Origin of the sequence: Streptomyces sp. NPDC046977, assembly GCF_040644455.1 — a bacterium.
GTDB lineage: Bacteria > Actinomycetota > Actinomycetes > Streptomycetales > Streptomycetaceae > Actinacidiphila.
Genome location: NZ_JBEYWO010000004.1, coordinates 399,528 through 419,502 on the forward strand (window position 1 = coordinate 399,528; position 19,975 = coordinate 419,502).

The 19,975-nt window shown below is 73.1% G+C and carries 14 protein-coding genes; 6 read left to right on the plus strand and 8 right to left on the minus strand.

Annotation, left to right across the window (positions count from 1 at the left end; genetic code table 11):
- Window positions 1-3: 3 nt before the first annotated feature.
- Complete coding sequence (locus ABZ883_RS09105; RefSeq protein WP_360903936.1) at window positions 4-1,551, minus strand: GMC family oxidoreductase N-terminal domain-containing protein; 1,548 nt, start codon at window positions 1,549-1,551, stop codon at window positions 4-6.
- 236 nt (window positions 1,552-1,787) lie between these two features.
- Here ABZ883_RS09105 and ABZ883_RS09110 point away from each other — a divergent pair, with 236 nt between their 5' ends.
- Window positions 1,788-3,056: a PP2C family protein-serine/threonine phosphatase gene (locus tag ABZ883_RS09110; RefSeq protein WP_360904086.1), complete on the plus strand. Its 1,269-nt coding sequence runs from the start codon at window positions 1,788-1,790 to the stop codon at window positions 3,054-3,056.
- Window positions 3,057-3,166: 110 nt separating this feature from the next.
- On the plus strand, window positions 3,167-3,970 hold the full coding sequence (locus ABZ883_RS09115) for a DUF427 domain-containing protein (RefSeq protein ID WP_360903939.1): 804 nt from the start codon (window positions 3,167-3,169) through the stop codon (window positions 3,968-3,970).
- A 13-nt stretch (window positions 3,971-3,983) separates the two neighbouring features.
- Here ABZ883_RS09115 and lexA read toward each other — a convergent pair whose 3' ends face one another.
- The 7 genes from lexA to ABZ883_RS09150 form a co-directional block, all read right to left on the minus strand.
- Entirely contained in the window at window positions 3,984-4,667 is a 684-nt protein-coding gene (lexA, locus tag ABZ883_RS09120; protein WP_360903942.1) for a transcriptional repressor LexA, read from the minus strand.
- Between the two features lie 110 nt (window positions 4,668-4,777).
- Complete coding sequence (locus ABZ883_RS09125) at window positions 4,778-5,791, minus strand: questin oxidase family protein (RefSeq protein ID WP_360903945.1); 1,014 nt, start codon at window positions 5,789-5,791, stop codon at window positions 4,778-4,780.
- Between the two features lie 48 nt (window positions 5,792-5,839).
- On the minus strand, window positions 5,840-6,994 hold the full coding sequence (locus ABZ883_RS09130; protein ID WP_360904089.1) for an MFS transporter: 1,155 nt from the start codon (window positions 6,992-6,994) through the stop codon (window positions 5,840-5,842).
- A gap of 126 nt (window positions 6,995-7,120) precedes the next feature.
- Complete coding sequence (locus ABZ883_RS09135; protein ID WP_360903948.1) at window positions 7,121-7,555, minus strand: DUF2267 domain-containing protein; 435 nt, start codon at window positions 7,553-7,555, stop codon at window positions 7,121-7,123.
- Window positions 7,556-7,943: 388 nt separating this feature from the next.
- Window positions 7,944-12,461 (minus strand): S8 family serine peptidase, encoded by a 4,518-nt coding sequence (locus ABZ883_RS09140; protein WP_360903951.1) that lies wholly within the window; start codon window positions 12,459-12,461, stop codon window positions 7,944-7,946.
- 146 nt (window positions 12,462-12,607) lie between these two features.
- On the minus strand, window positions 12,608-13,216 hold the full coding sequence (locus tag ABZ883_RS09145; RefSeq protein WP_360903954.1) for a DinB family protein: 609 nt from the start codon (window positions 13,214-13,216) through the stop codon (window positions 12,608-12,610).
- 58 nt (window positions 13,217-13,274) lie between these two features.
- A complete protein-coding gene (locus ABZ883_RS09150; protein ID WP_360903957.1) occupies window positions 13,275-13,793 on the minus strand; it encodes a hypothetical protein in 519 nt (172 codons plus the stop codon).
- Between the two features lie 245 nt (window positions 13,794-14,038).
- On the opposite strand from ABZ883_RS09150, the gene ABZ883_RS09155 reads away from it, so the two are divergent.
- The 4 genes from ABZ883_RS09155 (at window position 14,039) to ABZ883_RS09170 (ending at window position 19,938) form a co-directional block, all read left to right on the plus strand.
- On the plus strand, window positions 14,039-15,358 hold the full coding sequence (locus tag ABZ883_RS09155; protein WP_360903960.1) for an MFS transporter: 1,320 nt from the start codon (window positions 14,039-14,041) through the stop codon (window positions 15,356-15,358).
- 52 nt (window positions 15,359-15,410) lie between these two features.
- Window positions 15,411-16,043 carry a TetR/AcrR family transcriptional regulator gene (locus ABZ883_RS09160; protein ID WP_360903963.1) on the plus strand — a complete coding sequence of 211 codons (633 nt, stop codon included), beginning with the start codon at window positions 15,411-15,413 and terminating at the stop codon, window positions 16,041-16,043.
- 511 nt (window positions 16,044-16,554) lie between these two features.
- Window positions 16,555-19,071 carry a CehA/McbA family metallohydrolase gene (locus tag ABZ883_RS09165; protein WP_360903966.1) on the plus strand — a complete coding sequence of 839 codons (2,517 nt, stop codon included), beginning with the start codon at window positions 16,555-16,557 and terminating at the stop codon, window positions 19,069-19,071.
- Window positions 19,072-19,578: 507 nt separating this feature from the next.
- Window positions 19,579-19,938, plus strand: coding sequence for a DUF805 domain-containing protein (locus tag ABZ883_RS09170; protein ID WP_360903969.1), 360 nt, complete (start codon window positions 19,579-19,581; stop codon window positions 19,936-19,938).
- Window positions 19,939-19,975: the final 37 nt, after the last annotated feature.

The following is a 19,975-nucleotide window of genomic DNA, read 5'->3' on the forward strand; positions in this document are numbered from 1 at the left end:
CGCTCACGCCCCGGCGGCCTCTCCCTCGTCGTCCTGTTGCCGCGGGTTCCTGATCAGGTTCGCCGCCCGCTCCGCGACGGCCAGCACGGTCGCATTAGTGTTGGCCGACACGATGGACGGCATGACGGAGGCATCGGCGACGCGCAGGCCGTCGACGCCGCGGACCCGCAACCGCGGGTCGACCACGGCGCCGTCGTCGGAGCCCATGCGGCAGGTGCCCACGGGGTGGTAGTAGCTGCCGACGCCGTGCCGCACGTACGCCCGCCGCCCGGCCTCGTCGCGCACGTCGCCGCCGGGCAGGACCTCCTCCCCGCGCCAGGCGTCCAGGGTGTGCTGCCGCCCGACCTCCCGCGCGAGCTCGATGCCCTCGGCCAGCCGGTCGACGTCCGACCGCTCGGTCAGGAAACCGAGGTCGACGACGGGGGCGTCGTGGGGGCCGGGACCCGAGAGCCGTACCGATCCGCGGCTGTGGGGCGCCATGAGGCCCACGACGAAGCTGAAACCGCCGTCCACGGCGGTCAGCGGGGGCGGCGCGTACGACAGGGTGAAGAAGAGGATCTGCAGATCGGGCACGGTCCCCGAGCGGTCGCTGCACAGCGTGGCGGCCGCGTCGAACGCGGGGCCGGTGGGGGCGGGCAAGGGCCGTGCCGCACGGAAGTTGACGACGCAGACGGGGTGGTCGTGCAGGTCGGCGCCGACGCCGGGGGAGTCCACCGCGACGTCGACACCCGCGCGCCGCAGGTCGTCGGCCGGTCCGATGCCGGACAGCATGAGCAGGTGGGGGGAGCCGACGGCCCCCGCGGCGAGCACCACCTCACCGGCCGTCGCCCGCTCGGTGCGGCCCTCGCGTTCGTACGCGACACCCGTGCAGCGTCCGTGGTCGAGCAGGAGGCGCCGGACGAGGGTGTCGGCGTGCACGGTCAGGTTCGCCCGGTCCAGCACCGGCCGCAGATAGCCGTCGGCGGCGCTCTGCCGTGCGCCGTCGACGACATTGAGGTCCAGCCATCCGCCGCCCAGGGGATGCCGACCGTTGATGTCGGTCGTGAGGCGGTGGCCCGCGGCCTGCAGTGCGCCGAGGCAGGCGGCGGAGACCGGGTGCGCTACGGGTGCCGGGGCCACGCGCATGGGGCCGCGGGTGCCGCGGTACTCGGGGTCGCGGCCCTCGGTGCGTTCGCTGCGCCGCAGGTACGGCAGCAGGCTCCGGTAGTTCCAGCCGGTGGCGCCCGCCGCCTCCCATGCGTCGTAGCCCGCCGGGTGCCCGCGCAGATGGATCATCCCGTTGATGCTGCTCGACCCGCCGAGCGTCCTCCCGAGGGGGTAGGGGACCACGGTCCGCCGGCCGTCGTGGTCCGCGAGGGTGGTGGAGCGTCCCCAGTCCATGTCGCCGCCGATCAGGCTCATCCACCGCGAGGGCTCGGCGACGGCGTCGGAACCGCGGGCCGGACCCGCCTCCAGGAGCAGCACCTGGGCATGGGGGTCCTCGGACAAACGGGCCGCCAGGACGCATCCGGCGGTTCCCCCACCGACGACGATGTGGTCGTATTCCGTCATCGCAGACCTCCCACGTCACCGTATATGCGCTGCAACGGGGACGAAAGCTCACTCATCGTCCTCGTGTGTGCCCGCGTCCCCGGTTGGCACGCGGTGGTGATCGCGCGGCCGCGCGTAGCATGAGAAAAGCGGGCAGAACGGCCGCGGCACCGAGCGGCGGGGGCGGCCGGTGAGGAGCAGGGGTGACAGTCCAGGACAGGGTCCGGCTCCAGAACAGGGACCAGTGCGCCCGCCGGATGGTGGCGGGTCTGCTGGCCGACAGCCACCTGATGCCCCTTGAGCAACTGCCCGCCAGGACGGCCGAGTACGCGGCCACCGCGGGTCTGGCCCATGTGGCGGTCTTTCTCGCCGATCTCCAGCGCCATGTGCTCCGCAACCTCGGCGACACCGACTGGACCTGCGCCGGGGTCCGCACCCACAGCGCCGAACTGCGGATCGCGGGCACCGTCGCCGGCCGCGCCTACCAGTACGGCCGGCTCCTGCCCGCCGCGTCCCCGTGCCCCGGCGGATTCCGGTGGTGGGTGCCGCTGCTCGGCGGCACGGAGCGGCTGGGCGTGCTGCGCGCCACCACGTACACCGACGACGCGCGGGCCCGCGAGGACCTGCAGATGCTCGCCGACGCGGTCGGGCTCATCGTCGTCGCCAAACGCGACTCCAGCGACGCGCACGCCCGAAGGGTGCGCACGGACACGATGAACGTGGCGGCCGAGATGCAGTGGCGCCTGCTGCCCCCGCGCTCGTACGCCGACGGCCGGGTCGTCATCGCGGCCGCGCTGGAGCCGGCCTACCGGGTGGGCGGGGATGCCTTCGACTACGCCCTCGACGGCCGCCTCGTCCATCTGTCGATCTTCGACGCGATGGGGCACGACACCGCGGCGGGCGTGACGGCGGGACTCGCGATGGCCGCCGGCCGCAACGCCCGTCGCCGGCAGGCGGATCCGGCCGGGACGGCCGAGGAGATCGAGAAGGCGCTCGTGGAGCAGTTCGGCGGCGCGCGCTACGCCACCGGTGTCGTGGCGCGACTGGACACCCGCACCGGGGTCCTGGAGTGGGTCAACCGCGGCCACCACCCGCCGGTGCTCATCAGGGGGCGCCGCTGGGTCCGGGAGCTCGCGTGCGCTCCCGGTGATCCCATGGGCACGGGTCTGGGCGTGGCGCCCGAGGTGTGCCGGGCCCAACTGGAGCCGGGCGACCGGATCGTGCTGTACACCGACGGCATCACGGAGACCCGCTCGGTCACGGGGGACGAGCTCGGGCCGGCCGGACTCGTGGACTTCCTCATCCGGAGCCACGCCGACCGCCTGTCCGTTCCCGAGACACTGTGCCGCTTCATGCACGCGGTCGTGGAGCGCCACGACGGCGAACTGCGCGACGACGCCACGGTGTTGTTCTGCGAATGGCTCGGCTCGTCCCCGGACCGGCAGGACCGCGCCGCCGCCGAGGCCGGCATGCCGGGCCCCGGTGGCACATGGGCCGCGCGGCCCCTGCCGCCCGTGGACCGCTGACGCGCCCTGTACGGCGCGGCCGCCGGGCAGGGGCACTTCCGGCGGACCATGCTGGAGGAGAGGGAACGAGACAACGACGGAACACTGAAGACTCGCCGAGGAGGACGTCCATGTCGGAGGCGCGAGTGAACCACCCGGGACTCATCGTCCCGGTCGGACACGTGGAGCCGGTCCCGCGGCGCATCCGGGGCACGGTCGACGGCCGCACGGTGCTCGACACCAGGAACGCGCTGTACGTGTGGGAGTGGCCCGGCTATCCGCAGTACAGCATTCCGCTGCGGGACGTCGCCGAGGGCGCCCTCACCGACGAGGGCCGCACCGGGAAGCTCAGCCCGGGACCCGCGCGGCGGCACGCGCTCCACGCCGGGTCACAGGTCCGCGAAGCCGCCGCCTGGGTGTGGGAGGAGGGCGCCCCCGAGCGGCTGCTCGGCACGGCCCGCTTCCGGTGGGACGCGATCGACGCCTGGTACGAGGAGGACGAGCAGGTCTTCGTGCACCCGCGCAGCCCCTACACCCGCGTCGACGCCCTGCGGTCCTCCAGCCGCGTCCGCGTGGAGGTGGACGGCGTGGTCCTGGCGGACGCGCCGCACGCGGTGCTCCTGTTCGAGACGGGCCTGCCGACCCGCTACTACGTGGAACGGCCCTACGTCGACTGGACCGTGCTCCAGCCCGCGGACACGGTGACGGCCTGCCCGTACAAGGGGACGACCACCGGGTACTGGTCGTTCACCTCGCGGACCGCCACGCATGCCGACATCGCCTGGTCCTACGACTTCCCCACCCCGCAGGTGGCGTCGATCGCCGGCATGGTCGCCTTCTACAACGAGCAGGTCGACCTCTCGGTCGACGGCGCCCTCGTGCCGCGGCCCGTCCCCGTCTCGCGCGACGCCTGGCAGCGCGCGCACGAGCACTGACCGGCCGCGCGTCTCAGAGGGTGCGGAGCACCGCGACGACCTTGCCGAGAACCGTCGCGTTCTCGCCCGGGATCGGCGCGTACGCCGGATTCTCCGGGAGCAGCCACACGTGGCCGTCCTCCTGCTTGAGGCGCTTGACGGTGGCCTCGCCGTCGAGCATGGCGGCGACGATGTCGCCGTTCTCCGCCGTCGGCTGCCGCCGCACCGTCACCCAGTCACCGTCGCAGATCGCGGCGCCGATCATGGAGTCGCCGGCCACCTCCAGCGCGAACAGCTCGCCCTCGCCCACCACTTCCCGCGGCAGGGCGAAGACGTCCTCGACGACCTCCTCCGCCAGGATCGGCGCGCCCGCCGCGATCCGCCCGACCACCGGCACGTAGGCGGGCTCGGGCAGCTCCGCGGTCTCCGCCGCGGCGCGTCCCTCCGGCGACGTGGACCGCACCCGGTACGCCCGCGGACGGTGGGGGTCCTGCTCCAGAACGCCCTTGCGCTGCAGCGCGCCCACCTGGTGGGCGACGGACGAGGTGCTGGCGAGCCCCACGGCCTGGCCGATCTCCCGCATCGACGGCGGGTAGCCGCGCTGGGCCACCGACTGCAGCACGGCCTCGACGATGCGGGCCTGGCGGGTGGTCAGGCCGTCCGGGCGCACTCTGTCGCCGGGCGGGCGGCCAGGTCCCGCTCCGCTGGTCGCGTCCATGCCGGTTCCTCCACGTGTGCCGATCTTGACCGTTGTGCCACCGTACCCCGCTGACCTGCCGGGACGGAACGGGGTGCGGGGATTTGCCCCCGAGCGGCGGCACAGGACGGCTACGGCAGCGGTTCACTCAGTTCGACGCAGCGCAGCGCGGCGGCCAGGGCCCGCTCGTCGCCGACGTCGAGGGCCGTGTCGGCGAACTTGATGACGTGTTCGTCCCCGTGGGCCAGGGCCAGCGCCAGGACCTCCCCCGGGGCGATCCGGCCGGGCGGGGACCAGGCGACGGGCGCGGCGGGCGCGTACATCGCGGTCACCGCCGCCGAGGCCACCCAGGCGGCCCGCAGGCTGGGCAGCCACAGGGCCTCGGGCAGCGCGGGCAGCGTGCGCAGCACGGCGTTGGGCGCGGTGGCCGCGTGGACGAGCATCGTCTCCTCGCCGTGCCCGTGGGTGGCGTAGCGGTGGGTCGCCGCCCGGACGAGTTCGGCGAGCCGCTGCCGCACGCTGCGCGGGTCGCCGGCGCCGTCGGCCCACGCGGGGACGGCCGTCACGCGGGCCAGCCGGTCGGCGAAGCCCCCGGTGCGCTCCGCCAGGGGCGGCACGGCGTCGAGGGCCGCGCCGGCGGTGTCCACCCGCGCCGGCAGCACGCCGAGCCCCGTGACGGGCCGGTGGCGTGCGGCCCAGTAGCCCAGGCCCTGGGCGAGTTCGCCGAGCCGCGGCCCGCTCTCCTCCCCGGCGAGCAGCGTCCGCACCGCGTGACCGACCCGGATCACCGGATGCGTCGACCCGCCGTACATGCCCGGCAGCAGGCGCGGCCACCACTGGCCGAGCACGTCCCGCCAAGGGCGTTCGGCGACCTCCCGCCCGAAGAAGGCGATCCAGTCGGCCAGCCGGCGCGGGTCGCCCAGCGCCTCCCGCCAGTCGGCGGCCGTCACGGGCGCGGTGCCCGAGGGGAACTCCTCCAGTTTCGGGGCGTACCGGTCGAGCCAGCGGTGCACACCGCCCGCGAGCCCGTGCGCGGCCAGTGCCTCGACCGCCATCGGCGCGTGGTTGCTGAGCCGGCCCAGGCGCTCCGGCCCGGTCCGGTGCAGCCGTTCGAGTGCCTCGTCGAGTATCCCTGTTCCGTCCACGTACGGGACGTTAGGGCGTGCGCCCGCGCGGTGTAACCGGCGCAGGTCCTAGGTCCGAGGACCCCGCCGGGGGAGTCCCGCGCAAGAGGAGGGCGGCCTGCGGAGGAGATACACGCCCACGGCGGCCGACATCAGGACCACGTAGGCCGCGAACAGCATTCCCGCGTCCCGCAGGTCGAGCGCGAGCGCGAGGGCGCCGACTCCGACCACCGGTACGGAGATGCCGACATAGGCCACGACGAAGAAGGCCGAGATCGTCGCGCCCCGGTGCTCCTCCGGCGCCGCCGCGCTCACCCCGGTGAGACCCGCGCGGAAGGACATGCCCTGGCCGAGTCCGCCGATCATGGCGCCCACCACCAGTACGGCCAGGGACTCCACCAGAAGCGATGTCGCCACCACGGCCATCCCCGCCGTCATCAGCAGGCACCCGGCGGGCAGCGCGCGGCGCGCGCCCAGGCGCCCCGTCAGCAACTGGCCGACCGTGGAGGAGCCGAACACGGAGAAGACGACCGCGGCGATGACGGCCAGGTTGTCCTCGCCGAGTGTCTCCTCGAGGAAGCTCGGTGCCACCGCGGTGAAGAGCCCGAGCAGGGAGAAGCCGGCGAAGGCCGCCAGCCCGGCAGGGACGAACGCCGCCCGGGTCTGCGGCGGCACGACCATGCCCTGCGGGCGCAGCGGGGGGCGGGGCGTGCGGCGTGCCACCGTCTCGGGCAGCGCGAACGTGACGGCGAGGGCCGCCAGGAGCAGGACGATGTGCACGAGGAAGGGGAGCCGCAGCGGCCACGGCGCGTACTGCGCCAGGATTCCCGACAGCAGCGGTCCGCACCCCAGTCCGCCCATGTTGGCGGCGGTGGCCGCGAACGCCGCCCGTGCCTCCCGCCCGGGAGGCGCCAGTTCGAGGACAGCGGCCGTGGCGGCGCCACTGAACAGCCCGGCGGAGAACCCGGAGAGCAGGCGGCCCGTGAACAGCAGCGGCAGCCCGTTCTGGAAGAGGAAACACACCGCGCTCAGCAGCGACAGCACGAGTGCGGCCACCAGCACCGGCCGCCGTCCCAGGACGTCCGAGAAGTCGCCGGCGATCAGCAGCGCGGCGATCACGCCGATCGCGTACACCGCGAAGACCACCGTGACGATCAGTTCGGAGAACCCGATCCGCTCCCGGTAGAGCCCGTACAGCGGTGTGGGCAGCGTGGTGCCCGCCATGCCGACCGCGAACACCCCCGCGGCGGCGATGTACGAGGCCCGCCCGCGGCGTGCCCCGCCGGCTTGCGCGATCACGCACCCAATCTAGGGCGTGTTCCGGCGGAGCGCGGCGCGGCGGGGCCGCGGTCAGGCCGCGGGCGCCAGTTCTGTCCGGCCGAAGAGCAGGGTGTAGCCCTCGGGAAGCTGTTCGAGGATGCGGGTGACCAGGGCGGTCCCGGCCAGCCGGGCGACAACGGCGAGGACAGTGCAGGCGTTCCAGCGCGCCGTGGCGGGCGTGCCGCCGGTGCGGGCCGCCAGCTCGCGGACGAAGGCGTCCCCGGTGAGCGGCACCGTGGCGGGGATCTCGGCGGTGAGGACGAGCGCGGCCTCGACGGGCAGGCAGGCGGCCAGGTCGACGCGTTCGTCACCGGTCACCTGCCGGCCGAGCCCGGCGAGCACGCTGCGCACCGCTTCCTCGGCCCGCACCAGCGTGGGGTGGGCGCCGTCGTACCGCACCCTTTCCAGCATCTGGTGGAACGTCATGGCCACAGCGGGCCGTCCCGTTTGAGGCTGGGGGAACATCAGGAACCTCCGCGGCGGTCGTTCGTGGGCCGGTGTCCGGCCGTCCGGCGCGCGTCTACCCCCGATTCCGGCGAGTATGACGGCCTTGCCGCATTCGGTGGAAAAACGTCACGCGACGGCCTCGTCACCCCCATCGTTCCCCGCGCGTGGCACGGGCGGGTAACGCCGCGTTACAAGCCGGTGTCGAACGGCGGGATGTCAGCAAACACCGACGGCAGGGGCGGCTGCCCGCGCCGTGACGAATCACCCGAACGGGCCATGCCGGTCCTGACGGGACACTGCGTTCCGGGTCCGGGGGCGGTGCGGATCGACCGGGGGACCCCGCACGACACGAAACCGCCGGCCGACGCGAGGTCGGCCGGCGGTCCCGGGGCGGTCGGCGAACCGGCTACCCGCGTGTGTCCAGGACGGTTTCGCCGGACCGGTCGGGCCGGCTGCCCGTCACCCGGACCGACGTGGTCCGTCCGTGGGCGGCCGGCACGCGCACGAAGGCGTGGACGAAGCCCGTCGCCCCGGCCCGGCCGGTCGCGGCGACCCGGCCGCCGATGCGCACGGTCCAGGCCTCGTGCGAGGCCAGTCCGGCCGCCGTCACCGACACGGTCGTCCCTTCGGGCGCCTGCCGGGGCGACACGTCGACCACGAACGGCGTGCCGGAGTGCGACGCGCGCACCGGTTGGAGGTCGTCCGCGGTCATCGGCGTCATCAGCAGGTACCGGTCCGCGACGTACGAGACGATCGGGCCGTGGACCTCGAAGCCCGCCGTCGCCCACAGCGGCCGGCCGGACGGCACGGAGAGGGTGCGGGAGACCGGTGCGCCCTCCTGCGTGCTGCGGGGGGTGGGGATCTTCTCGTTGTGGAAGTAGCTCGTCCCCGCGTACACCTCGGTGCCCTCACCGGCCGTGAGGATGAACTCGGCACTGTAGGCCGCCGGCCGGTTGGTGAGCGTCATCGACACGGGGTCACCCGCGCGCCGGGAGGTACCGCGGTGGAACGTCGCGTAGAAGGGCTCCGCCATGGCCGGCCGGCCGCTGAGCCCGCTCTGCTGCCCGTTGCGGTAGGTCGCGACGGCCGCCCCGTCGAGCACCAGGTCGAGGTGGTCGACACCGGTCACGTCGTAGGAGCGGGTGAAGGTGACGCCGGGGTCGATCATCAGGGTCGTGAAGATCACGTCCCCGCCGGTCAGCTTGTAGCGCAGCGTCGGGAAGGCGGGTCGGTCGGTCCCGTTGGTGTAGCTGAGCTTCGCGGCGTGCGCCGCCTTCGGGTCCTTGACCAGCGACGCCGAGCTCGGGGTCGACGCGACCGGTGTCCAGGTCACCGACTTGCGCTGTCCGGCACGGCCGTCGGCCTGGACCACGGTGAGGGTCGCCGTGAGCTTCTCCGCCCGGGTCTCGACCAGGTCCGACTTCCAGCTGAGCCAGGGCCAGCCGGTGGAGTCGACCGGGACGGTCCGGTTCAGGTAGGTGTGCCAGACGCTCCGGATGGTGACGTTGACCTTGCCCTTGCCCTGGACCCCGCCCGTCAGCGCGACCAAGGGGTTGCCGTCGAAGGCCTGTTGGTCGACGTGGTCGAGGTCGCGCAGGACCAGCGGGCTGACGGTGAAGGAGTCGGCGGCGGTCCGGCCGGCGTAGCGGACCTCCATGGTCTGCTTTCCGGCGGCGAGTCCGGTCGGCAGGGTCACCGAGCGGGCCGCGCCGCCCTCGTCGCTGGTGCGTCCGCTCGCGAGCACCTTCGCCGAGCCCTTGAGGCGGATCTGGAAGTCCACGGCCGGGGTCAGACCGGTCGCGACGACGATCACGGGCCGGCCGGGCACCGCGTAGTCGGGTGTGACGGTGACCGTCGGCCGGGCGCCGGGGGTGCCGGTCGGCGGGCCGGTGCGCGGATCGCTTGTGACCGTCACGTAGGTGCTGCGGCCGGTGTCGCCGTACCCGACGCGGCCGAGGTAGACCCCACCGCTGTGCAGGCCGTTCCAGGCCAGGGTGACGGGGGTCGTGCCGCCGATCGTCAGGTGCGCCGTGGCGGGCCGGGCCGTGAACGTGCCCTCTGCGCCCTTGTCGTTCAGGGCGAAGCTGGTCACGGTGAACGCCAGGGGTCCGGTCCCGGCGAAGAAGTCGACCTCGACCTGGTAGAGGCCGGCGGGGACGTCGTCCAGGTCGATCCGCTCGTCGGCGGAGTCGGTGGCGGCGCGGGCGAACAGCGACTTGTCGCCGTAGGCGTTCACTCGGTAGACCGACAAGTCGAGGTCGGCGGTGTTGTCGGCGGCGTCGAGGTCGAACCGCGCGTGCGTCGTCCCGGCCGGGATCTGCACGATGTGGTTCTGCGCCGGGCTGCCGACGGTCCCGGAGCCCTGGACCCGCAGGCCCCGGGCCAGGCCGGTCACCGTCACCGGCACGTCGCGGACGTCGCCGCCGCGCAGGGTCGCGGTGGCGTGTCCCGTACTGCCCGTGGCCGCGAGTGCCGCCGGCGCGACCAGGGCCACCGGGCGCACCGCGAGGGCGCTGCGCACGCTCTGGGCGCCGTTCCGCCAGGTCAGGTAGCCGGTCGCGTACTCGTCCAGCGGGGCCGTGGTCCGGGTGAAGGTCACCCGGAAGCTCTTGGACTGTCCCGGCGCCGTGAAGCTCAGGACCGACGGCTCGACCTTCGTCTCCACGCCGGGGATCCGCACCGCGTCCGCGGTGAAGGTCCCGGCCGCGGTCGAGGTCACCGTACGCGTCACGGTCTGCCGTCCGGCGAGCGAACCGACGCCGATCGAAGCCAGGTTGAGGTCGGACGGGGCGGGTGCGGAGGCGTCGCCGCCGAGGGCCGCGACGTACTGTGCCCAGTCGGCCGGGCCGTTGAGGTAGAGCAGCCCGGGGTTCAGGTACCGGGTCGGGTCGACCTGTCCGTTGCCCTGCGCGAACACGTCGGCGGACGGCTTCCCGTCGCCGCCGACGGTCGGGGACGTGGTCGTCATCAGCGCGGACTTGATCTCGGCGGGAGTCGCCTGCGGATGGACTCCCAGGTACAGCGCGGCGAGACCGGCCACGTGCGGTGACGCCATCGAGGTGCCCGACATGAAGGTGAACCCGGGACGTCCGCCCGCGGGGTTCGCGCCGTCGGCCAGGATGCCCACGCCGGGGGCCGCGAGGTCGGGCTTGATGAGGTCGCCGCCGTCGGCGGTCAGCGGTCCGCGCGAGGAGAACCCGGCGATCTGCGGGGCGGCGGCCGACGCGAGGTGGTGCGGGTTGCCGTCGACCAGCGTGACCGTCGGGTTCGCGCCGGCGGCGTACGCGACGAGGGTGTCGTAGCCGTCCGCGTCGATGTGGAGGGTCGGCACGGAGTGCGCGTCGAGGTCCACCGAGTCGGGCGTCGGGTTCACCAGGATCATCCCGGTGCCGCCCGCGCGCTTGACCTCGGCCGACTTGGCCAGCCGGTCGACCGTCCCCCGCTCGCACAGCACGATCCTGCCGGTCACCTTGGCCGGGTCCAGGGTCTGCGGGCCGCAGAGCTGCGGCTGGCCGGCCCCGTCGGCCCCGGCGGCGGACGCCGCCACCAGCGGACCGCTGACGCCGCGGCCGCCCGCGGGCACCGAGACCGAGGCACCGAGCAGGTTCACGCCGTCGCCCAGCTCGGCCGTGGCCTCATGGGTCGGGATGGTGCTCGCCGCGGCGGTGGTGATCCACGGCGACGCATTGTCGACGGTACTGGCGTCGGGGCCCGCGTTGCCGCCCGCCGTGGCGACGAAGATGCCGCTCGCCGCGGCGTTGCGGAACGCCTCGTCGACGACCGAGTCGGTGCTCTGGGCACCGCCCGCCGAGCCGATCGAGTAGTTGATCACGTCGACGTTGTCGGCCACGGCCGCGTCGATCGCGGCGAGCAGGTCGCCGGTGGCGCACCCGTCGTCCTCGGGGCTCGCGGCGTCGGGACCGCTCCAGCAGGCCTTGTAGGCCGCGATCTTGGCGGCGGGGGAGACACCGGAGATCCTGCCGAGCGCGACGCCGCCGAGGTCCGCCTCGACGCCGTTGGCGCCGGCGGCCGTACTGGCCGTGTGCGAACCGTGCGCCTCGCCGTCGCGCGGCGAGAGGTACTCGCCGATCGCGGTGCCGCCTATGTTGCCGGCGCCGAAGTTGTCGACGAAGTAGCGCGCGGACACGAGCTTGGTGGAGCAGTCCGCGGCGGTGAACTGCACGCCCGGCGTGCACGTGCCGCTGAACGTGCCGCCGTCGGACTTGCGGTATTTAACGGTGGTGCCGTCGAGATAGGGCTCGGAGCCCGGCTCCCGGTCGAGCGGGGCGCCGGCGAACGACGGGTTCTCGGGGGCGATGCCCGTGTCGACGACGCCGACCACGATGCCCTGGCCGGCCTTCCCGACACCGCCGTTGGCGGCCCACACACCGTGGTCGCCGCTCAGGCCGAGGTAGTCCGTCGAGGTCGTGGCGGCCAGTGGCTTGCGCAGCTCGTCCTTGACCACCGACACCACCGTCGGGTCGGTGCGCAGCCGCTCGGCCTGCTCCGGCTCCAGTTCGGCCGTGAAGCCGTTGAGCGCGGCGGAGTACGAGGAGATGACGTGGGCGCCGACCGAGGCGGCAGCGTCCCGCTGGCCCTGCCGCAGATGGTCGCGGTAGGCACGGACCGGTGCGGAGTCGGCCTTCAGGCCTTCTCCCGCCCGCGGCGCGGTGCGCTCCTTGCCCGCCACGCCTCCGGTGTACGTCGCCGCGGCGGGCTCGCGCAGGGTGACGATGTACCGCCCCGCGACGGGCGGTTGACCTGCGGTGGGCGTGGTGCCGGTGGCCGGTGGTGCCGGGGGCGGGGCCGCGACGGCGGGCGACTGGGCGACGGCCAGGGGGAAGAGCAGGCCGACGACCGCGACGGCCGTGGCGACGGATCGCCGCTTCACCGGGAGGCGGGCAGGCGGAGGTGCAGGTGCCACCAAAGCTCCTTCTTCGGGGGATGGCCGGCCGTACCGGCGGAGTGAACGCCGCGCGGGCGCACACTAGTTCTAGCCGGATGATCCTCCGATGACCAAGAGTTGGTGTTTCCGATACCGGACAGTGGCCACAAGGGGCCACGCCCTTCTCAGGAGGGCGGGGCGTCCGTGCGGCGGCCCGCCTCCCGTGCGGCCTGCTCCAGCCGGGCCCGGTGGCTCTCCCACCACGACCGGTCGCCCGCGGGCAGGTTGTCGTTGCCCTCGCTCATTCCGACAGCGCCGTCGAGGAGTTCACGCACGATGTCGGCGTGCCCGGCGTGCCGGTGGGTCTCCGTTGCCACGTGCACCAGGATCTGATGCAGCGTCACTTCCTGGCGACCCTCGGACCACCAGGGCACACGGCCCGTCGCGTCCAGGGCCAGCGCGGCGATCGTGGCGTCCGCGTGCCGCCACACCCGCTGGTACAGGTCCACGATGTGCTCGCGCGACTCGTCCGCGGTCGCCCACAGGTCCGCGTTGGGCTCGGCGTCCTCGGCGATCCACGGCAGCGCTTCGCCGAAGGGGCGCCCGAAGGTCTCGCCGAAGTACCCCGCTTCGACACCGGCGGCGTGCTTCACCAGACCCAGCAGATTTGTGCCGGTCGGCGTCATCGGGCGGCGCACGTCGTACTCGGAGAGCCCGTCGAGCTTCCAGAGGAGCGCGTTGCGCGCGGATTGCAGGTAGCGGTGGAGGTCGGACTTCTGCTTCGGTTCGATCATGCGGGGAGTCTGCCACCCGGCACGCCGCGCTCGCCCGGGGTTTTACGGCGGCCCGGACTCACGTGGTCGTCGGTGTCCGCGGGGTCGAGTAGAAGAACTGACCGGTGCCGAGAGGCTGCTCCTTGACTTGGCCCTGCCAGAGATAGACGCCGTGGCGCCGCTCCCAGTACGTCGTGTGCACCGCTCTGACGATCGGATCCGGCAGGAGCATGAGTGTGATGAGGCACGTCCAGGAGGTCCACGCCAGGCTCATGGCCACGAGCCCCGCGGTGAGGAGGGCGAGGCCTGCTGCGTGGGCGGGACGGACAACGCTCTTCGGGGCGGGCAGTACCGCATCAGGGTCCGCCAGCGGCAGTGCCCGCTCGAAATCCGCCTTCTCGCTTCCCAGCAACCTGAAGCGAGTGCACTGGCCCAGGGCGATCAGTGCATACCATCCGACGAGGATGAGGCATTCGGGCCAGACCCTTTCGGCATTCTCCGGAAGCCCGCGTACGCCGAAGGTCACTGCCCCGGTGGCGATGGCGGCGCAGCACCAGAAGATGGACAGCTTCAGATGAAAGTGTGCGTACCTCGCCATGGCGCCTTCCCTCCCACATCCACCTCCCCGTGACGCCCTACAGCTCCCACTGTGCACACCGTGCCCGCCGTGACAAGGCGCCCGCCGTGCCCTCCCCGTCCGGACAGCAGGTATTGGCCCTTCGGTCACCGGACGATCGTCTTCCACTTTTTTCGTGTAGCGGGAAGGAATCCCGTTCCACCGTGGTTGGACAGACCTGTCTACTCAATACGGAGAGACCGATCTACTCACCACAGGACGGTGGCATGCCCGAGCAGCGCACCTCACACGACCACGGCGGCGCCGCCACACTGACGGCCGAGGCCGGCCTCGTGGAAGACGCCCGCGGGACGGGCGGTCCCGTCGTCTCCTCCGCGGGGCGGCACCGGTCCGCGAAGGGGGTGCTGCCCCAGGGGGCGGCGCTCTACCTGCTGGCCTCGATCATCGTGTCGTTCCTGGCGGCATCCAGTGCCCCGACCCCGCTCTACGCCGTCTACCAGCAGGAATGGGGATTCAGCCCGGTCACGACCACCCTGGTGTTCGGGGTGTACGCGATCGCCGTGCTCGTGTCGCTCCTCACCCTGGGCCGGCTGTCGGACCACCTCGGCCGGCGCCCGGTCCTGCTGGTGGCGCTCGCCGCCCAGGCGGCCGCGATGGTCGTGTTCGCGACCGCGCACGGCGTGCCGGAGCTGATGATCGGCCGGGTGGTCCAGGGCGTGTCCACGGGTGCCGCGCTGGGCGCCGTCGGTGCCGGAATGCTGGACGTGGACAAGCGGCGGGGCACCGTGGCCAACTCCTTCGCCCCCGGTCTCGGCACCGCCAGCGGCTCCCTGATCTCCGCGTTCCTCGTCCAGTACCTCCCGGCGCCCACGCACCTGGTCTACCTGGTCCTGGTCGCGGTCTTCGCCCTCCAGGCCGTCGGCGTGTTCCTGATGAAGGAGACGCTGAAGCCCACCCCCGGGGCGCTGGGCACCCTGGTGCCGGACATCAAGCTGCCGCGGACGGTGCGGCGCGCGGTCCTCAACGCCGCCCCGGTCCTGATAGCCGTCTGGGCGCTGGCGGGCTTCTACGGCTCCCTGGGCCCCGCCCTGGTGCGGACCATGACCCATTCCACGTCCGCGGTCTACGGCGGCCTGGCCCTGTTCGTGCTGGCCGGGGTGGCCGCCGCGGCGACCCTCGTGCTGCGCACCGCACCCCCGCGCGGGGTCATGCTCACCGGGATCGGCACCCTCGTCGCCGGCGTCGCGCTGACGCTGCTCGCGATCGGGACGGGCTCGACCGCCCTGTTCTTCACCGGGACCGCCATCGCCGGCATCGGCTTCGGCAGCGGCTTCCAGGGCGGCATCCGCACGGTGATGCCGCTGACCGCGGCGCACGAGCGGTCCGGAGTGCTGTCCTTGCTGTACGTCGTGTCGTACCTGGGCATGGGCCTGCCCGCGGTCGTCGCCGGGTACCTCGTCGTCCACGCCGGGGGTCTGCTGACCACGGCACGGGAGTACGGGGCCGCGGTCATCGTCCTCGCCCTGCTGGCGCTGGCCGGCCTGCTGACGGAGAAGCGCCATGTCGGCGGCCTCGCACAGCACTAGGGTGAATGCGGGCAGGCAGCACGCGGACCACACGGAATCGGAGGGAGTGCCGATGGCAGCCAAGGCCACCGGATCGTCCGCCGGGCACGCCGAGGCGAGGCCCTCCGCCCGCGCGCGCCTGCTGACGGCGGCCAATGAGCTGTTCTACGACGAGGGAGTGCAGACCGTCGGCATCGACCGGGTCATCGAACGGGCCGGCGTGGCCAAGGCGTCCCTGTACAACACCTTCGGCAGCAAGGACGAGTTGGTCCATGCCTACCTGGAGGCCAGGCACGCCGCCACCGCCCGGCGCGTGCTCGCCGCCGTCGACCGCCACGACACCCCGCGCGACCGGCTGCTCGGCGTCTTCGACGCCCAGGCGGAGGCGTTCACGGGCCCCGGATACCGCGGCTGCGCGTTCATCGCGGCCGGCGCGGAGGCCAAGCCCGGCAGCAGGACGGAACAGGCGTCGAACGACTACCGGGCCTGGGTGCGCGGTCTGCTGACCCGGCTGGCGCGCGAGGCGGGCGTCGTGGACGCGGAGGCCCTCGGGCGCCGGCTGCAACTGCTCTACGACGGCTCCGCCGTCTCCGTCCGGATGGACGGGGACCCCGGCGCGGGCTCCGCGGCGCGAGCGGTCGCCGAGGTGCTTCTGGACGCGGCCCTCGCCGGCCAGGCGTCGGACCCCGGCGGCAGCCCCGGGTGAGCGCGCCCGCCCGGGCGGTGCGTCCTGGCGGGGGTCCGCGACGCCACGCACTGCGCGCGGTGGGCCTCCGGGCCGTCAGGTGGTCGCCGCCGGGGACGCGCAGGAGCTCCGAGAACTCCGGCAGGGCCCGGTACGTCCGGTTGACGCGGACGACGTGGGTCACCGGCACCCGGTAGCGCGCGGCGGTCCACAGGGCGGAGCGCCGTTGGACCCGGGACTGCCGAGGACCGCGCTCGCCCCGTGGTGGCGCGGGACGGGGTGCCCCACGACCGTACGAGCGCTCCATGGGAGCAAATCGCCGCAGGTCACCCCCGGTTCACCGCTCGCCGGCCCCGGCGGGGCACGGGCGCGGCCCGTGGAGGGCGTCCGGCCGCGGCCCGCGGTGTTACGCCGACCGGAAGGGGCTCTTCGCGGCGAATTCATGTATTTGCGCATGCATCTTTCTAGCGTCGGGACCGCACTGCTCACCCAGGGCAGTGGACGAAAGGCGGTAGTCCTGATGCAGGCCCCGATGCGACCCGACGTTCCCAAAGAGCCGGCAGGCGGCCACCTGTCCCGAAGGAAACTCTTCGTCGCGGCAGGTGCGGCCGTCGCCGTCGCGACCATTGGCGCGGGCGTCGCCGACGCCGCGACGGCCACCGGCGGTCCCGGGCGCCCCGCCCCGGAGGACGTGGCCGCCAAGAAGGCCAAGGTCAAAGCCCCCAAGGGCACGTGGCTCGCCGGCGACACCCATGTGCACGACGACCACTCCTCCGACGGCAGCGGTCCCCGCCAGGCCTCGAAGCAGACCCTCCCGGGCAACCTCCCGGTCGGCGACCAGATCGCGCAGGGCGAGAAGGTCGGCCTGGACTTCATGCCGCTGACCGACCACCGCACCTACGACCAGGTGTGGGACCCGCAGTGGGCGTCCTCCGCGCTGCTCCTGCTGCCCGGTGAGGAGGCCAACGGCTCCCCGCACGCCATCGTGCTCGGCAACGTCGACGTGGTGGTCGACGGCGCCAACCCGCCCGGTTCGGCGGCCTACCGGCACGTCCAGCAGTCGGTGTGGGACGTCCACGCCCAGAACGCCGTGTGGTCCCAGGCGCACCCCGACGACGGCGAGTACACGCGGGCCGGCGGCGTCAACGCCAACGCCAGTGTGCAGGGCAGCGACCTGGTCGAGGTGCTGAACGTCGCGAGCGACCCCGACGTGGAGATGGAGTACGCCGAGAACCGCTGGAACCACGGCTTCCGCTTCGGTGTGGCCGCCGCCAGCGACTGCCACTTCCGCGAACTGTGGGACATCGACAGCCCCGGTGAGCCCACCACCCGGGTCTTCGCCGCGCAGCGTTCGGTCCGCGGCATCCTCGACGGTTTCCAGGCCGGCCGCACCAGCGTCTCGCAGAACATCACCGGCCCGTTCGTGACGCTGGAGGCCGACGCCGACGGCGACGGCGTCTACGAGGCGATCGGCGGCGACGAGATCGTGGTCCCCGGCCGCAAGCTCCCCCGCAAGGCGAGCCTGCGGGTGAAGGTGAAGTCCGGCAAGGGCACCACCGTGCACGTGTACGCGGCGCCCGGCCGCTCCGCGGGCCCGGTCGCCACCTTCGTCCCGCGCACGGCGAACGAGACCTACGAACTGCCGCTCGACATCAAGGGCGGCGACCACACCTGGTACCGCGTCGAGGTCCGTTCGCCCGGCAGCGCGTCGGGCTCGGAGGCCGACCCGAACCTCCCGGACCAGCTGCGTGCCGCGACCTCTCCGATCTTTCTGTCGGTCGGCGCGCCCGCCGAACCCACGCCGGAGATCCCGCTGCCCGCCGCGGACACCACCGCCGACCGGGCGGCCCGGGTCACCGGTGAGACGGGCCTGTTCACCGGCTTCGCCGACGTGGCGGTGGTCGGTGACGTCACCCACGTCGTCGCGGAGGTGCACGAGGACCAGGCGACCCGGGTCGTCCACGTCCGGCTCGACCGCAAGGGTCGGCCCGGCAAGGTCCGTACCCTGTCCGGCGATTCGCCGACCGCCCGCTTCCCGCGGATCGCCGCCAACGGCGACGACGTGTGGGTGGTGTGGCAGGACGAACTCGGCAAGGAGCAGCCGCACCGGCCGGTGGTCCTCATGGCGACCAGCGGCAACGGCGGCGAGTCCTTCAAGGCCCCGCAGAAGATCAGCAAGGGCAAGGGGCGGGCGATCCAGCCGGCGCTGGCCCTCGTGGAGGACAAGCACCCGCTGGTCGTCTGGTCCGACAACAGCGGCGGCGCCTTCGACGTGTACGCGCAGATCGTCGGCGTCGACAAGGCCGCCGTGAACGTCTCCGCGGCGGGCAAGACCACCAGCCCCGGCACTCCCGCCGACGCACGGTCACCCCGCTACCCCGCCTCGCTGTTCCCGGCTGTCACCGTCGTCGACGGCAAGCGCGCCGTCGTGACCTGGCAGGACGACCGCTACGACCCGGACCCGCTGTGGACCGGGCACACCCCGCCGGCCGGTCAGCCGGCGAGTGGTGGCACCGACCCCGACAACTGGCAGATCCTGGCCGCGGTTCGCACGGCGCCGGGCCGCCCCTGGGGCACCCCGGTCACGGTGAGCGCGGTCACCGACCGCGCGGACCGGCACCCCAGTGTCGCGGTCGACGCGCACGGCACGCTCGTGGCGATCTGGGAGTCCGGCGCCCTGCAGAGCTCCGGCGCCAACCTCCAGCTGCGGTCCAGCACTTCCACCGACGGCGGTGCCACCTGGGGCCCGTACCGTCAGGTCGCCCTCGACCCGAACGCCATGAGCCAGCGGGCGCGGCTCGCCCAGGACCCCGACGGCCGCGTGCGGGCGGTCTGGTACGACTCCCGTTCCGCCGACTGGCGTTGGAAGGTCCTCACCGCCACCGTCGACGCCGCCGGCACCTGGTCGGCTGCCGAGCGGGTCACCACGCTCGGCAACAACACCTGGCCGGCCCTGCACGGCGGCACGGTCGTCTTCACCACCGACCGCGACGCCACCCGCACCCAGCGGGACGTCACCCAGCAGGTCTACCGGACCCGGCTGGCCTGATCCGTGTGCTCGTCCGGCCCCGGAACCGTACGGCGATCGCCGTCACCGGGGCCGGACGGCCGCGGCGGTGCGGCACCCTCCAACGTTCCGCCGTATCGAGTCACACCGTGGTAATCGGCGCTGCGCACATCGTGGTAGGGGACATAACGGCGCCGGCGCCATAGGAACCAGTACGCGTAGCCCACCCCCTTGAGGACGCCGAGGACGGAACGGACGGCGAGATCGCGGAGCACGGGGAATCCTGAGGTTGTCCAAGAGGGCCGGCTGATGCCGTGTCCGCATCGAAACGGACGCCGGGGACGCGGGGATTGCCGCAGGGCGTCGGCCGGGCGAACGCGGCTGTGCGCGCCGGTGAGCGGGCTGCGTGGCAGCCACCAGGCGGGCGTTCATGCGTTGCGCGCAGTTGGTTATCGAAACGTGTCTTGACCTGCACAGCACAAGGCTCATAACTTCCGCGTGCTCGATCATTTTGAGACGAGCTTCAAACATGGCCTTGGGGGCAATCGCATGAACTGGTACATCGACGTGCTCAAGAAGTACGCCGACTTCAACGGGCGGGCTCGTCGCACCGAGTACTGGATGTTCACGCTGTTCAACGTGATCATTTACGTCGTGCTGCTCCTCGTGGGTCGCGCCATCGACTTCTCCCTGCTGCCGGCCCTGTACGGGATCGCGGTGCTCCTGCCGTCGCTCGCCGTGGCCGTCCGCCGACTGCACGACACGGGCCGCAGCGGCTGGATGATCCTGCTCGGCCTGATCCCGTGCATCGGCGGCATCGTCCTGCTGGTCTTCTACTGCGGCGACAGCCAGCCCGGTGACAACCAGTTCGGCCCGAGCCCGAAGCTCGTCGCCGGTCCGGCCGTCTGACGTCCTCGGCCGCGCACAGCGGAGCGGTCCCGGACGA

Bases quoted from the DNA above. Each gene is read 5' to 3' on its own strand.
- ABZ883_RS09165 (WP_360903966.1), top strand. From the start codon at position 16,555: ATGCGACCCGACGTTCCCAAAGAGCCGGCAGGCGGCCACCTGTCCCGA.
- ABZ883_RS09160 (WP_360903963.1), top strand. From the start codon at position 15,411: ATGGCAGCCAAGGCCACCGGATCGTCCGCCGGGCACGCCGAGGCGAGG.
- ABZ883_RS09135 (WP_360903948.1), bottom strand. From the start codon at position 7,555: ATGTTCCCCCAGCCTCAAACGGGACGGCCCGCTGTGGCCATGACGTTC.
- ABZ883_RS09130 (WP_360904089.1), bottom strand. From the start codon at position 6,994: ATGGCGGGCACCACGCTGCCCACACCGCTGTACGGGCTCTACCGGGAG.
- lexA (WP_360903942.1), bottom strand. From the start codon at position 4,667: ATGGACGCGACCAGCGGAGCGGGACCTGGCCGCCCGCCCGGCGACAGA.
- ABZ883_RS09110 (WP_360904086.1), top strand. From the start codon at position 1,788: ATGGTGGCGGGTCTGCTGGCCGACAGCCACCTGATGCCCCTTGAGCAA.
- ABZ883_RS09115 (WP_360903939.1), top strand. From the start codon at position 3,167: ATGTCGGAGGCGCGAGTGAACCACCCGGGACTCATCGTCCCGGTCGGA.
- ABZ883_RS09155 (WP_360903960.1), top strand. From the start codon at position 14,039: ATGCCCGAGCAGCGCACCTCACACGACCACGGCGGCGCCGCCACACTG.
- ABZ883_RS09105 (WP_360903936.1), bottom strand. From the start codon at position 1,551: ATGACGGAATACGACCACATCGTCGTCGGTGGGGGAACCGCCGGATGC.
- ABZ883_RS09170 (WP_360903969.1), top strand. From the start codon at position 19,579: ATGAACTGGTACATCGACGTGCTCAAGAAGTACGCCGACTTCAACGGG.
- ABZ883_RS09150 (WP_360903957.1), bottom strand. From the start codon at position 13,793: ATGGCGAGGTACGCACACTTTCATCTGAAGCTGTCCATCTTCTGGTGC.
- ABZ883_RS09145 (WP_360903954.1), bottom strand. From the start codon at position 13,216: ATGATCGAACCGAAGCAGAAGTCCGACCTCCACCGCTACCTGCAATCC.